This window comes from uncultured Mailhella sp. (genome assembly GCF_947631555.1).
Lineage (GTDB): Bacteria > Desulfobacterota > Desulfovibrionia > Desulfovibrionales > Desulfovibrionaceae > Mailhella.
Map to the genome: position 1 here is coordinate 1 of NZ_CANRLT010000063.1, position 14,614 is coordinate 14,614.

Below are 14,614 nucleotides of genomic sequence, written 5' to 3' on the forward strand. Positions count from 1 at the left end.
GCCCGCCTCCATGCCGGCTTTCCAGCCGGCGCGGGGTCGTCGCTCCAAACGCGCTACCGCGCGTGCCTCCGGCGGTCTAAGGAAGGGAAAGGCAAGTAAGCAAACGCCTGAGGGGAGGCAGGGGCGGGGCGCCGGGGGCAAGTCTGAGCTTGCTGTTCTGTCTGCCGCGGTGTAACCTGCCGAACGTGGGCATGTCCTCCGAAAGGAGGGTACTCCCATGAAACACTTCCTCCAGGATGTGCTGGCGGGATGTGCTGGCCGCGTTCGTGGCTGCCGTCGTTGCGGCTTTGGTGGTTCGTTTTATGAACCTCTAAAACGCAGGTTGCCCCGGTAGGAGTGTGTTCCTACCGGGGCGTGAAACTTGCGAACCTCTTCATTCGCGGGGGACGTGCCCCAGGGGGCAGAGGGTGTGTCCAGCACTCTCTGCCCCTGTTATGTGCATTTCCCTCACCTATGTCAAGGGGTGGGGAGTGCTGTTCTGCCTTAGACCGCCGAAGTGGGGAAGACAGAAAAGGCATCTTGCATTTCCTGCCGGAAAAGCGAAAGGCAGCCGAACTTCCAGTTCAGCGAAAGGCACCTGCTGGCGGTCTAAGGAAGGGAAAGGCAAGTTAACAAACTCCTTATCCGCCGGAGCGGGGTAGTCGCGCGAGCGTCAGCGAGCTGATAGCGGAGGCGGCGTGTTCGTCAGGCTCTGCCTGCAAACATGGTTACACCGCCGAAGCGGAGCAGACAGGCATCTTAAACCTTGCCTTAATGCCAGGCAGCGGCTATGCTGAGGGTGAGGTTGCCGAATGGAGTACTGGTCAGGAATTTTTGGCATGGCAGGCGCCGCCTGCATTGCCATCACGTTCATTGATGGCAATCTGCTCCCCCTGTTCTGGGGAGTCGTTCTTTCCTGTGTTGGATACAAGCTCTGGAGGAACAAATATAATGTATAGCCCGCTCTTTCTTATTGTAACCTCTGTAGTTCTTGGCGGCGCAAGTATCTATGCCCTCTGGTATGCCGGCAGGAACAGAAACCGCACTACTACGCATAACTGAATTTTCCGTTGTATGTGACACCGTCTCTTTTAAGGCCGCAGCAGAGCGGCCTTTTTTTCGCGGTCTAAGGAAGGGAAAGGCAAGTAAGCAAACGCCTGAGGGGATGCAGGGGCGGGGCGTCGGGGCAAGTCTGAGCTTGCCTTTCTGTCTGCCGCGGTATAACCTGCCGAACGTGGACATGTCCTCCGAAAGGAGGTGATGCCTATGCTGCACAATCGTAGGGCAGTCGTGACCAACACCATTGGCCGGCTGCTGGCTGATTTGATCAAGCGTCTGTTTGATTAAATAAGTTCGCCCCGGTGAGAGAACGCAGCTCTCATCGGGGCAGCTACTTTGAGCTTCTTAGCGGAAGCTGAGAACCCGGAGGACTTGCCCCAGGGGGCAGAGGGTGTGTCCAGCACTCTCTGCCCCTGTTTATTAGCATTTCCCTCACCTATGTCAAGGGGTGGGGAGTGCTGTTCTGCCTCCGGCGGTTTAAGGTTACGGCTCTTGCAGGCACTCCAGCAGCATACGCAGGGCCTGCCGTGCCGCCTGTACGCGCACGGCGTCACGGTCCCCGGAAAAATGCAGGCATTCCGCCCAGGTACGCCCCCGAAGCGCCACGGCGATCCACACCGTGCCCACGGGCTTGTCCGGGCTGCCTCCGCCCGGCCCGGCCACGCCGCTTGTAGCCACGGCCGCATCCGCTCCGGTCACGCGGCAGGCTCCGGCGGCCATAGCGCGAACCACCGGCTCGCTCACCGCACCCCAGGCAGCCAGATCCCCGGCAGACACGCCGAGGACGCGTTCCTTCACGCTGTTGGCGTAGGAGATCACCCCGCCGAGATACCAGTCGGAAGAACCGGGTCTTGCCGTGAGCAGTGCGCCGATGAGTCCGCCCGTGCAGGATTCCGCCGTGGCGCAGGTGAGTTTTGCGGCGCCGAGAGCCTCGGCCAGAGCCGCCGTTAAAGCGTCATTTTCCTCAAACATGGTCTTTTCCCCTCCCTCTCCTCAGCCCTCTCGCCGTCCCTCTCTCTCCGCCCCTCTCTCCCTCTCTCTCCCCCTGCCGGGCCGGGCGGCGGGCGCTCCCGCTGGACGAGCTACAGGATGCGGAACACGGCCGCGCAAAAACAGTACCCGTTCCCCCGCAAAAGTAAACATCCTGCGGATTTCCCCGGCGGCAAGGCTGTTGCATAAACGGCACATTCGCGGTATACTGGGAAAATTGAAAGGCGTTCCCGCGTGGGCGTCTCCGCCTCTGCGATGTCACGGTGCACCTTTGCGGAGGGCTTTGCAAAAACGACGAAACCGGACTCAAGGCGCGGCATGGAATACGATGTCTCTTCCCTCACCCCGCGGCAGCGGGAGGGCCTGGAAAAGGAATGGCTCCTCACGAACCGCTGCGGTGATTACGCTTCAGGAACCGTCCTCTCCTGCAGCACGCGCCGCTACCACGGACTTCTGGCCGTACAGACCGCGGCCGGACGCCGTATGCTGCTCTCCGCCCTTGAAGATTCCCTGCATCTGAACGGCCTTATCTTCCCGCTTTCCGTGCGCGTCCACCCCGGGCGGCTCTGGCCCGAGGGCTGGAAAGCTCTGGAGCGCACCGTGTGCGACCACGGCTCCGTGACCTTCTTCTACCGCTTTCCCGGCACGGGCGTCCGCCTGAAAAAGCGCCTCTCCTTTGCCGGCCGCCGCATCCGCATCACCTACGAACTGGACGGCGCGCTGAAAGGCTCACCAGGCAGCTCGTCAAAGGACACTGAAGCCCTGCTCGACCTGCGGCCTCTGGCCAGCGTCCGCAACGTCGATTACCTGCACCCCGCCGATCCGGGCCGCGCCGCCTGCGTCCAGGCCCTGGAAGCCCCCCTTGCACCCGGCTTTGCCTACCGCCCCGATCCGGCCATCCCCGGCCTGCTCATGCGCCTCTGCCAGGGCGAAGACGCATCCTTCCGCCTGGCTCCGGACTGGTATTACCGCATCCTCTACCCCGTAGAACAGGCCCGCGGCTACGACTGGAGCGAAGATCTGCTCATGCCCGGCGTCTTTCAGGCCCGGCTCGTGCCCGGACGCCCCGCCGTGCTGGAAGCCTGGGCGGAGCCTGTCTGCGAAGCCTGTCCCGCGCCCCTTCCGCCCATCGACTACGCCGACCCCCTGCTGAACGGCCTGCGCCGCGAGGCCGATCGTTTCCTCATGCGGGTGGACGGCGCGCCCGTAGTTCCGGCGGGCTACCACTGGTTCGGCCCCTGGGGACGCGACACGCTCATTTCCCTGCCCGGTCTGACCTTTGTCCCAGGCCGGCTCCAGGAGGCAGAAGCCATACTTGAACAGCTCTGCGCCTCAGCGCGGGACGGGCTGATCCCCAACCTCCTCGGTCCCGGCAACGCCGGAGAATCCTTCAATGCCGCGGACGCCTCGCTGTGGTTCCTGCTCGCCGTGCACCGCCTGTATCTGGACTGCCCGCAGGAACGCGGCTTTATCCTCTCCCGCTGCTGGCCCGTGATCAAGGATGTGCTGCGCGCCTTTCAGGAAGGAACCGTGCCCGATGCGGATGGGAACATGCTCGTGCAGGCAGGCGATGACGGACTGCTCGCAACGGGCAGCGAACGCACCCAGCTCACCTGGATGGACGCCAGCGTGGACGGCAGGCCCGTCACGCCCCGCCACGGCTGCGCGGTGGAGCTGAACGCCCTGTGGTTCGACGGGCTTGCCTTTGCGCGGGAATTGGGCGAAAGAACGGGCGTCACGCCCCCGGCCGTGCACCTGCTGCCCTCGCTGCGGCAGGCTTTCCGCCGCGCCTTTGTCCCCGGCCCGGAACTCGCCCCGCGCATGCACGGCGGGCTTTTCGACACCTGGAGACCCGGCGCCCCCCGCGACCTGAGCATCCGCCCGAACCAGATCTTCGCCGCGGCTGTCCCCTGTTCGCCTCTGGAACCAGAGGAACAGGCCGCCGTGGTGCGCTGTGTGCGCGAGTGTCTGCTCACGCCCTTCGGCCTGCGCACCCTCGCCGCTTCCGATCCGGCCTACCGGCCACGCTGCCAGGGGACGCAGCGGGAACGCGACCTGGCCTATCACCAGGGCACGGTGTGGCCGTGGCCCCTGGGCGCCTATACTGACGCCCTGCTCAGGACCGGCGCTTCCGACAGCGCTGTTCTGGACTTTCTGAACACATTGACGCCGCTCTTCACCCGGCACCTGAACGAGGCCGGGCTGGGGAGCCTTTCCGAAATTTTCGATGCCGAGCCGCCGTATGCCCCCGGAGGCTGCATCGCCCAGGCCTGGAGCGCTGCCGAATGCCTGCGCCTCCTGCTGACGGTGAAGGAACGCCGTCCGCGGGCGTGGTCTGCATGGCGCGGGACGCTGTCACACACGGATGAAGGGTTCGATGACCGGGGCAGCAAGGAGTGGATATGCGAGTCCTGATGTTCGGCTGGGAGTATCCTCCCGCCATCAGCGGCGGACTGGGAACAGCCTGCCACGGTATAAGTACCGGCCTCGTTGCCAGAGGCACGGATCTGGTCTTCATTCTGCCCCGCCTGGACGGCAGGGAACCTGACGAAGGCGTCTATCTGCGTTCGGCTTCAGGTACGCCCGTATCGCAGGAACTGAAAAAGGCCGTCGCCGCCGCCCACAGCCATGTCGGAGACAGGCTGAACCTGCGCCCCGTGCCCTCACGCCTCACCCCCTACGGGAGCCAGGGCTTCACCAACCCGCTCAAGCTACCCGCCGCGGGAACTTCCGGGGAAATCAGCCACCTGCACGGGGGCTACCACGACGACCTCATGGAAGAAATCTACCGCTACGCGGACGCGGCCTCGGCCATCGCCGTGGAAGAACACCGCCGCCGGCCCGCCGACCTCATCCACGCCCACGACTGGATGACCTTCCCCGCCGCCATAGCCGCCAGTGAAGTCACCGGACTGCCCTTTGTGGCGCACCTGCACGCCACGGAGTTCGACCGCTGCGGCGAACACGGCTACGACAAGATTTACGCCATTGAGAAAAACGGTCTGCAGGCCGCCGACCACGTCATTGCCGTGAGCGAACGCACACGGCAGATGGCCATCACGCGCTACGGAGTCAACCCCGACAAGATCTCCGTCGTCTACAACGGTGTTTCTCCGCTGGCGCACAAGCCCATTTCCAGCGTGCCGCCCCTCATGCAGGAGGAAAAGCGCGTGCTCTTCATGGGCCGCATTACCTGGCAGAAGGGTCCGGGCTTCTTTGTGGACGCCGCCCGCCTCGTCCTTGACCAGATGCCGGATGTGCGCTTCATCATGGCGGGCAGCGGCGACCTGCTCAAGGCCATGATCGAACGCGCCGCCGCCCTGCGCATCGGCTCCCGCTTCCACTTCACGGGCTTCCTGCGCGGCGAGGAAATCCAGCACATGTACGCCATCAGCTCGCTGTACGTCATGCCCAGCGTGTCCGAACCCTTCGGCATCACGCCGCTGGAGGCCCTGCAGTGCGGCATTCCCATCCTGCTCTCCCGCCAGTGCGGCTGCGCGGAAGTGCTCCCCGGTGCGCGTTCCATGGACTACTGGGACGTGCGCGGCATGGCCGGCCACATTCTGGAACTTCTCGGCAACCCCGGCGAGGCAGCCCGCAGCCTGGCACTCTGCCAGGAGGAACTCAAGGCCCTCACCTGGGAACGGGCGGTTGACGGTATCCTGAACGCCTATGAACATGTCTGACACCTTCGGAGCTGAACATGCCTTCCATCTGTTTCTACTTTGAAGTCCATCAGCCCTTCCGTCTGCATCGTTTCAACTTCCTCGACATCGGTTCCGGGCGCAGTTACAGCGACGTCCCGCAGGACCGCGCGGTCATGGAAAAGGTGGCCGAAAAGTGCTACCGCCCCATGAACGCCCTGCTCCTGGAACTTATCCAGGCCCACGGCGGGAAGTTCAAGTTCACCTTCTCCCTCACGGGCACGGTCATCGACCAGTTCAGCATGTACGCCCCGGACGTGCTGGAGAGCTTTCAGGCCCTCGCCCGCACGGGATGTGTGGAATTTCTGGACGAGACCGACTCGCACAGTATCTCCGCCCTGTTCTCGGAAGAGGAATTCCGCGACCAGGTTTCCCGCCACCGCCGCCGCATGGAGGAGCTTTTCGGCCAGTCGCCCAAAGCCTTCCGCAACACGGAGCTGATCTACAGCGACGCCGTTGCCCGCATGGTGGAAAACCTGGGCTACGAAACCATGCTCACCGAAGGCGCCGACCATATCCTGCGCGGCCGCAGCCCCCGGCACGTCTACGCGCCCGCGGACTGCCAGAAGCTCAAGCTGCTTCTGAAGAGCTACTCGCTCTCGGACGACATTGCCTTCCGCTTCTCCAACCGGAGCTGGCCGGCCTGGCCCCTGAACGCCGACACCTACGCCGGATGGCTGAGCCGCCTTCAGGGGAACGGCGATGTCATCGGCCTGTTCATGGACTACGAGACCTTTGGCGAACACCAGTGGGCCGACACCGGTATCTTCGAATTCATGCGCGCCCTGCCGGGCAAGGTTCTGGCCCTGCCGGACTTCGACTTCCTCACCGTTTCGGAAGCGGCGGCGCGCTACCCCGTGCGCGAGGTCATCAACGTGCCCGCGCCCATTTCCTGGGCCGACGCCGAACGCGACCTCTCCGCCTGGATGGGCAACGACATGCAGAAGGACGCCCTGGAAGCCCTCTATGCCTGCCGCCCCCTGGTACAGGAACTTGACGACCCCGATACCTCGCGCACCTGGCGCCGCCTCCAGACCTCGGATCACTTCTACTACATGAGCACCAAATGCGCTTCGGACGGCGACGTACACCAGTACTTCACGCCCTACGGCACGCCTTACGACGCGTACACCAACTTCATGAACGTCATCGCGGACTTCCGCCTCCGCCTGCAGTACACCCTGCGGCAGCGTGCGGGCAGTGCGCGGAATGACGCCCTGCCTCACGTTTCTCTCACGGAGCCATTATGACGCAAAAAAATCTCCACCTCTTCGAAGTCAGCTGGGAAGTCTGCAACAAGGTGGGCGGCATCTACGAAGTTGTCGCCAGCAAGGCGCGCCTGGCGGATCAGGCTTTCAAGGGGGGCTGCATCCTCCTCGGCCCTGACACGCGGCACAACGCCGAATTCACCGAAACGGACGAACCCTTCTGGGACGCCATCCGCTATCCGCTCAAGGAAAAAGGCCTGCGCTGCCGCTTCGGGCGCTGGGAGATCCCCGGACGCCCGCGCGTTGTCCTTGTGGACTTCCGGGGACGCCACGATTCCAACCAGCTTCTGCACCAGCTCTGGGAACGCTTCGGCGTGGATTCGCTTTCGGGAGGTTGGGACTACATTGAACCCGTTCTGTTCAGCTACACCTGCGGCGAAGTCATCGCCGTCATCCATCAGGTGCTTTCCACCCGCGACCACAGCCACGGCGTGGCCCAGTTCCACGAATGGATGTGCGGCGCGGGCATACTGGCGCTGAAGAAGCTCGCGCCCTCCATCGGCACGGTGTTCACCACCCACGCCACGGTGCTCGGGCGGGCTATGGCCGGTTCCGGCGTGGACATCTACGCCCGTATGCAGGAGATCTCGCCCTCGCAGGAAGCCGACCGCTACAACGTCACCGCCAAGTGTTCCATGGAATCCGTGAGCGCCAGAGAGGCCGACATCTTCACGACGGTCAGCAACATCACCGCAGAAGAAGCGCGCCTCTTCCTCGGCCGCTCCCCGGACATCGTCACGGACAACGGGCTTGACCTCGACGCCATCCCCGACTACAGCCTCGACCGGAAATCGGCCCTGAAACTCCGCCGGGATCTGCTCCTGCCGGTCTCGCGCCTGCTGCGCCGGGATGTGCCGGAAAACACGCGCATTATCGTCATTTCCGGCCGCTACGAATACCACAACAAGGGCGTGGATCTCTTCCTCGATGCGCTGGCCCGCGTACAGCAGGAACTGCGCCATTCCCAGACCCACGTCCTGGCCCTCATGCTCATGATGGGCGGGCACACCGGGCCGAACGAAGCCGCCGTGAGCGGTGATCCCTCGGCCGTGGCCGACCCGGAGCGCCCGGGGGCCGGCTTCATCACCAGCCATCATGTCTACGACGTGGCCAACGATCCCATCCTCAGCGCCTGCCGCCGCCTCGGACTGGAAAACCGCGACGGCGACAACGTGCAGGTAGTCTTTGTGCCCGCGCTGCTCGACGGGCATGACGGCTTCTTCAACATCCCCTACTTCGACATCCTCGCGGGCTGCGACCTCGGCGTCTTCCCCTCGTGGTACGAACCCTGGGGCTACACGCCCCACGAAAGCGCTGCCTACAGCGTGCCCACGCTCACCACGGATCTTTCCGGCTTCGGCCTGTGGATCCGCGAGCTGGAAGAAAAGCGCGGCGTCCAGGCGGGCATCGGCGTCATCCTGCGCAACCGCAAGGACTATGACGGCACGGTGGAGGCTCTGAGCCAGGCCATCATGGAATACGCCACCTGCCCCGCCGAAGAGCTGGACCGCCGCCGCGTCACCGTCCGCAAGGCGGCCGCCCACGCCTCCTGGAACGAGTTCTTCCCCCTCTACGAGCAGGCGTACGGGAAAGCCGACGAAAAGGCCCATCAGCGCCGCCACGCCACGAACGACGGGCAGAAGCTGCTCACCCGCACGCTGGCCCTGCGGCCTTCGACCATCCCCTTCCTGCGCCGACTGAACACCGTTTCCGAGCTGCCGCAGGAATTGTCCCGGCTGCACGAACTTTCGCGCAACCTCTGGTGGTGCTGGCATCCCCAGGCCGAAGAGCTGTTCCGCTGCATCGACCCCGAACTGTGGGAAAGCTGCGGCCACAACCCCGTGCCCCTGCTGGAAAAGGCCTCCCCCGCAAGACTTAAGGAACTCGCTGCGGATGAAGCCTACAAGAGCAGACTGCGCGAGGTCATGGAAAGCCTGGACAGCTACCTGGCCAGGCCCTGCGTGACCCGCGGCGATGCTCTGTGCGAGGAGCGCCCCATCGCCTATTTCTCCACGGAATACGGCATCCACGAAAGCCTGCCGCTGTACTCCGGCGGCCTGGGCGTCCTGTCCGGCGATCACCTCAAGTCCGCGAGTGACGAACGCCTGCCCCTGGTGGGCGTGGGACTGTTCTACCTCAACGGCTACTTCCGGCAGCAGCTGGACGCCAACGGGCACCAGATCCCCCTCTACCCCGAAAACTCCACCTCCGCCCTGCCGCTCACGGCCATCCGCGACGAAAAGGGCGACCCCCTGCTCATCAGCCTGCCCCTCGACGGCCGCACCCTCCATGCGCGCATCTGGAAACTTCAGGTGGGCCGCATCCCGCTCTACCTCATGGATTCCAACGTGCCCCAGAACAGCGATGAAGACCGCGGCATCACGGCGCGCCTCTACGAGGCCGACCGCGACGTGCGCCTGCGTCAGGAAATCCTGCTGGGCATGGGCGGCGTCCGCCTGCTGGCGGCTCTCGGCATCACGCCTGCGGTCTGGCACATGAACGAGGGGCATTCGGCCTTCCTCACGCTGGAACGCATACAGCAGCGCATGAAGGGCGACGACCTCTCTCTGGCGGAAGCCATGATACTCGTGCGCAGTTCCTGCGTGTTCACCACCCATACCCCTGTGGACGCCGGCAACGAGCGCTTCAGCGTGGACCTCATCAACCGCTACTTCCACACCTACACGGAAAGCGTGGGGCTGGACTGGCAGGACTTCCTGCGCCTGGGCCGGCAGGAGGGCGGCGACCCCAACAACTTCGACATGACCGTCCTGGCCCTGCGCCTGTCCTCTCAGGCCAACGGCGTGAGCGCCATGCACGGCGTCGTTTCGCGGCGCATGTGGCGCAACCTCTGGAAGGGGCTGGACGAGACGGAAATTCCCATCGGACATGTGACCAACGGCGTCCACGCCGCCTCCTATGTGGGCGGCGCCTTCCGCTCCCTGCTGGAACGCCACATCGCGCCCGACTGGGACGACCTGCACCCCGGCGATCCGGCCTGGGACAGAGTGGACACCATTCCCGACGCGGAATTTCTGGAAGCGCGCCGCATCCAGAAGCAGACCCTCATCGATGCCCTGCGCGCCCGCCTGCCCCAGTGTTCCGCCTACGCCAAACTCTCGGAGCAGGAGCGTGAACGCTGGCTCTCGCGCCTCGGCACGGACACCCTGATTATCGGCTTCGCGCGGCGTTTTGCTCCGTACAAGCGGGCCACCATGCTCTTTGGCGACCCCGACCGCCTGGCCCGCATTCTCTCCGGAGAAAAGCGCCCCGTGGTTCTCGTCATGGCCGGCAAGGCCCACCCCGCCGACGGCAAGGGCATAGAACTCATTGAGGAAGTCGTGCGCTGGAGTCTCGATCCCCGCTTCTTCGGCAGGATCTTCTTTGTGGAAGACTACAACCTCGAACTCTCCCACCTGCTCTCCCGCGGCTGCGACGTGTGGCTGAACACCCCGCGCCGTCCCTACGAGGCCAGCGGCACCAGCGGCGAGAAAGTTCCGGTGAACGGCGGCATCAACCTCAGCATCTCGGACGGCTGGTGGGTGGAAGGCGATGACGGCGCCAACGGCTGGACCATCGGCCCGAAGGCGGATCTGAATCTGCTCTCCATGGATCAGAACGACTACGCCGACGCCGAATCCCTCTACACGCTTCTCGAAGAAAAGGTGATCCCGCTCTACTTCCAGCACGAAGCGAACGGTATGCCGCACGCCTGGCTGAACATGGCCCGGCGCTCCCTGAAGACGCTCACCGCCACTTACAGCTGCCGCCGCATGGTGCGCGACTACATGGAGCAGATCTACGCGCCCACGGCCGTGCGCAGGGCGGCCATGGACGCCGAAAAGCAGGCCGGGGCGCGCCGCCTCCGCGCCTGGCTGCATACCCTGCCCGGCCGCTTCAACACCGTCTCCATCCAGTCCATCGACATGCAGGGCCTGCACGAGGAAACCCTGGTGCGCGGCCGTCCCTTCACCGTGGAACTGCGCCTCCTGCCGGGCGACATGGATCGCGGGGAACTCTCCGTACAGCTCCTCATCGGACGCAGCGACGGCATGCGCTTCCTGGGCCGCCCGGACGTGGTGGAACTGGAATGCAAGGGCGAGCAGGACGGGCAGCTCATCTACGCCGCCTCCTACGAAACGCAGGAAAGCGGCGTCCTGGCCTACGGGCTGCGCGTGGTGCCGAAGAGTGCGGACGTGGATACCCCGCTCTGCCCGGGCTTCGTGCTCTGGGTCTGAGATCCGCGGACTGAAAACACTGGTTAAACGACGAAGGCCCCGGTATGCGCCGGGGCCTTTGCCTTGTCCTGTGAGCCTGCGCTCAGGGCTTCAGCCGGCACGGCGGGGATTTCCGGGCCTGACCCCGCTTTTTTGCTTGACTATGCGCCGTGATTCTGGCACACAGATTCCTGCACCGGGGGTGTAGCTCAGTTGGGAGAGCGCTTGAATGGCATTCAAGAGGCCAAGAGTTCAATTCTCTTCATCTCCACCAGAACACGATGCGCTGGGCGTGACTTTGTAAAAAGCCTGTCCGCGCTTGTGATAGAGAGAGGGGATAGCCGCACGGCTATCCCTTCTCTCTTTTAACTTAAGACGGCGCCGCAGCTTCGGGGGGCTTTTTCGCCATGCGGTTGATTTTTCGTGTTTTCCAGGGTACACCCTGACCCGGAAACACGGCTGCACCCATTGAACGATAAAAGACCGCATGATGGCTGAACGAACTATGGTCAGTCTGACCGTCACCATGACACGGGAAGAGCGCAGGGCGCTGAAGCGGGGTAAGAAAGGCAGAAAAGGCATCTTGTTTTTTCCTGCCGGAAATGGGGCGAAAGGCAAAAGAGTTTGGTTTTGTGCGTGATACTTTTGAGAAAGTCTGCAGACTTGCTGAAGTCCTGTCTTTTATGGAAGCCGATTCCGTGCTTTCTCCTGTCTTGCTCTGAGGGGCGGTACGGCAATTAATCTGACGATCTTTGATCTTCCTCGCCTGTCTGTCGATATTGATCTGGATTATTCGAAAGAAGTTTCGCGGGATGAAATGCTCGCTGAACGTGAAGAAATCACGTCACACATCAAAAAATATATGACGGCGGCATACGCTTAGCAGCCGGTCAAAAAGCTATCACGCGCTTGATTCTTTCGTGTTTGAGTATCAGAACGCGGCTGGCATGAGAGATAACCTGAAAGTCGAGTTCGGCTGGAGTGATAGCTTTTTACTTAGCTTGTTCTTGAACGCATATCCAATCCATACTTTTTACTCCACTGAAGACAGCTATACAGTTTTTGTGCGGGAAGGACTTTTTCAAGAAAATTGGTTGAAACTGTGCAGCGGATACGTTGGGAGAGCTGTTGAATATCCCGTACCCCGGAAGCCCGTTTACGGGCCGCAAGTAACAAAGATGCAGATGTCAGATCGCACATGCACCTGTCAGGGCGCGGCTGGTAAGAAAGCCTTACAGGCGCATAGGGGGAACCACCGGCATAGCCGTGGTTCCCCCTTTTCTTCAAGCTAAATGGCGGAAAGGGTGGGATTCGAACCCACGTACCGGCTCATCACCGATAACTCGATTTCGAGTCGAGCGCGTTACGGCCTCTTCGCTACCTTTCCGCAGGACTTCTTGCTTATATCCGAAGTCCCTGCCGCGGGCAAGGGTTTTCCCGTGGCAAAGTCCGCCGGGTTTCGTCCGCCGCCTTCCAATGGGAAGAGGGCAAAGCGCCCGTCAGACCGGCAGGGTGCGGCGCTGTTCCATGTCCGCCCGCAGCTGGGCAATGAGCGCCTCAAGGCCGTCAAAGCGGCGTTCGCGGCGCTGTTCCGCCAGGAAGCGCACTTCCAGTTCCCGGCCGTAAAGATCGGCGGAACAATCCATGATATGCGTCTCCAGCGTGAGGAAGGCGCCGCCGAACGTGGGATTGCTGCCAAAGCTCGTCACGGACATGCGCCACGGCTCTGCCCCGCTCTCCGTCCACAGCCGCGCCGAAGTCGCGTACACGGCGGGCACGGGCATGGCCATGGACACGGGCACATCGAGGTTTGCGGTCGGTATGCCGAGAAGCGGCCCGCCCCGTCCCTGCCCGTGCACTACGATACCGCGCACGGCAAAGGGACGCCCCAGAAGCCGGTTGGCCAGCGCCAGGTCATCCTGCTCCAGAGCCTCGCGGATGCGGGTGGAACTTACAGGCCCGCCGTCCTGGTGTACGGCCTCCACCTGCGTCACGGAAAACTGCCCTCCGCTGCCGATGCGGATAGCCTCCGCCCCGGCCTGATCACAGCCCATGCGGAAATCGTAGCCGATGAAAAGCTCGCGCACACGGAGCGCCTCCGCAAGGACGCGGCGGCAGAAGCCGGCGGCCGGTTCCGCGGCCAGGGCGCGGTCAAAGGGCAGGACAAGGGCGGCGTCCAGCCCCAGTTCTTCCAGGTACTCCAGCCGCTGCGCCGTAGTGCAGAGTCCCTTGGAAGGACGGGATGAAAGCACAGCCGAGGGATGGGGATCGAAGGTGACGGCCACCGCGGGCAGGCCGCGTTTTCGTGCCGCTTCCACGGTGCGGCGCAGAAGCGCCTGATGGCCGAGGTGCACGCCGTCAAAATTGCCGATGGTGGCCGCGCAGGACAAAAATCCGAGAGAAGTCCGAAGCGCTTCGGGAGCGTAAGCCGTGATCATGGCACTATTTAGCTGGAGCGTCCTTGAGGGCCAGTTCCACGGCGTCGATGAAATTCTCCAGCGGCAGCGCGCCGCGGATGATTCTGTCGTTCACGAGGAAATAGGGTGTGCCCACAAAGCCCAGAGATTTGGCGTCGGCGGCGTCTCCGTCCATGATGGCCGCATGTTCCCTGGCATGAGCCTTGAGATCGGACGCGATGCGGGCCGCGTCCAGCCCCACTTCCGCGGCCACGGCCTTCAGCGTGCCTTCAAGGTCGGTTTCCAGGTCGTGCTGACGGTCAAAAAGCAAGGCGTACATCTTCCACGCCTTGACCTTGTCCTGTTCGTAGGCGGCCAGGAACCAGCACCCGGCAACGCGGCCGGGCTCGTCCTTGGGAACCTGTTTGAAGATGAGGCGGATTTTGCCCTGATAACGCTTCATGAGTGTACCCAGGGTGAAGGCGGCCTGATGGCAGTAGGTGCACAGAAAGTCCGAAAAGGCGATCACCGTCACCGGCGCGTCCGCAGGCCCGCCCACGGGACGCCCCTCCAGCGCAACGCTCTTGGGGTTCTTCCTGTCGTTCTCCCACTGGGAGAGCAGCGTCTGACGGCGGCGCTTCTCAGCTCCCTGCTGGGCAATGTCCAGCACTTCCTCGCTGTGCCCGCGCAGAACGTCGAGAACGATTTCGGGATGCTCGCGGAGCAGGGATTCCACCTGTGCCCGCACGTCCGGCTGACTTTGAGACTGGCTTTGAGACGGTGCGGCCTGTGACGCATGGCAAAAAAGAAGAACAGCGGCGAACGCGGCCGCATAGATGCCTATGTTATGAAAACGGGACATGGCAAGCTCCTGTGAGGGCAGTATACCGTTTTCGCTCCACACTGACAAGCTGGGCAAATTCCGGAGACACTGACTTTTATAATGACAAATGTTTGAGATTATGCTATCCTTCAAAAAAAAACGGAGGGTACCGAGATGC

Annotated in this window: 7 protein-coding genes, 2 tRNA genes and 1 pseudogene; 6 read left to right on the forward strand and 4 right to left on the reverse strand. The window is 63.1% G+C overall.

The annotated features are described in order from the left end of the window. Positions 1–1,521 precede the first annotated feature (1,521 nt). Positions 1,522–2,010: a CinA family protein gene (locus tag Q0Z94_RS08765; RefSeq protein WP_298068845.1), complete on the reverse strand. Its 489-nt coding sequence runs from the start codon at positions 2,008–2,010 to the stop codon at positions 1,522–1,524. A 336-nt stretch (positions 2,011–2,346) separates the two neighbouring features. Here Q0Z94_RS08765 and Q0Z94_RS08770 point away from each other — a divergent pair, with 336 nt between their 5' ends. From Q0Z94_RS08770 to Q0Z94_RS11865, 6 genes and pseudogenes are all read left to right on the forward strand, one after another. Beyond that, a complete protein-coding gene (locus Q0Z94_RS08770; RefSeq protein ID WP_298068847.1) occupies positions 2,347–4,443 on the forward strand; it encodes an amylo-alpha-1,6-glucosidase in 2,097 nt (698 codons plus the stop codon). Continuing rightward, complete coding sequence (locus Q0Z94_RS08775; RefSeq protein WP_298068850.1) at positions 4,431–5,714, forward strand: glycosyltransferase family 4 protein; 1,284 nt, start codon at positions 4,431–4,433, stop codon at positions 5,712–5,714. Before Q0Z94_RS08770 ends, Q0Z94_RS08775 begins: the two co-directional genes overlap by 13 nt. 17 nt (positions 5,715–5,731) lie before the next feature. After that, positions 5,732–6,982 (forward strand): glycoside hydrolase family 57 protein, encoded by a 1,251-nt coding sequence (locus tag Q0Z94_RS08780; protein WP_298068852.1) that lies wholly within the window; start codon positions 5,732–5,734, stop codon positions 6,980–6,982. Next, complete coding sequence (gene glgP / locus Q0Z94_RS08785) at positions 6,979–11,238, forward strand: alpha-glucan family phosphorylase (protein ID WP_298068854.1); 4,260 nt, start codon at positions 6,979–6,981, stop codon at positions 11,236–11,238. Before Q0Z94_RS08780 ends, glgP begins: the two co-directional genes overlap by 4 nt. Before the next feature lie 177 nt (positions 11,239–11,415). Beyond that, positions 11,416–11,491: transfer RNA gene (locus Q0Z94_RS08790), tRNA-Ala, on the forward strand. 429 nt (positions 11,492–11,920) lie between these two features. Continuing rightward, positions 11,921–12,100 (forward strand): annotated as a pseudogene (locus tag Q0Z94_RS11865) (nucleotidyl transferase AbiEii/AbiGii toxin family protein); the annotation flags it as partial. Between the two features lie 410 nt (positions 12,101–12,510). Here Q0Z94_RS11865 and Q0Z94_RS08795 read toward each other — a convergent pair. The 3 genes from Q0Z94_RS08795 to Q0Z94_RS08805 form a co-directional block, all read right to left on the reverse strand. After that, a tRNA-Ser gene (locus Q0Z94_RS08795) sits at positions 12,511–12,604 on the reverse strand. 112 nt (positions 12,605–12,716) lie between these two features. Further along, a complete protein-coding gene (gene ribF, locus Q0Z94_RS08800) occupies positions 12,717–13,655 on the reverse strand; it encodes a riboflavin biosynthesis protein RibF (protein ID WP_298068856.1) in 939 nt (312 codons plus the stop codon). 4 nt (positions 13,656–13,659) lie between these two features. After that, positions 13,660–14,475 (reverse strand): thioredoxin domain-containing protein, encoded by an 816-nt coding sequence (locus Q0Z94_RS08805; RefSeq protein WP_298068858.1) that lies wholly within the window; start codon positions 14,473–14,475, stop codon positions 13,660–13,662. Positions 14,476–14,614: the final 139 nt, after the last annotated feature.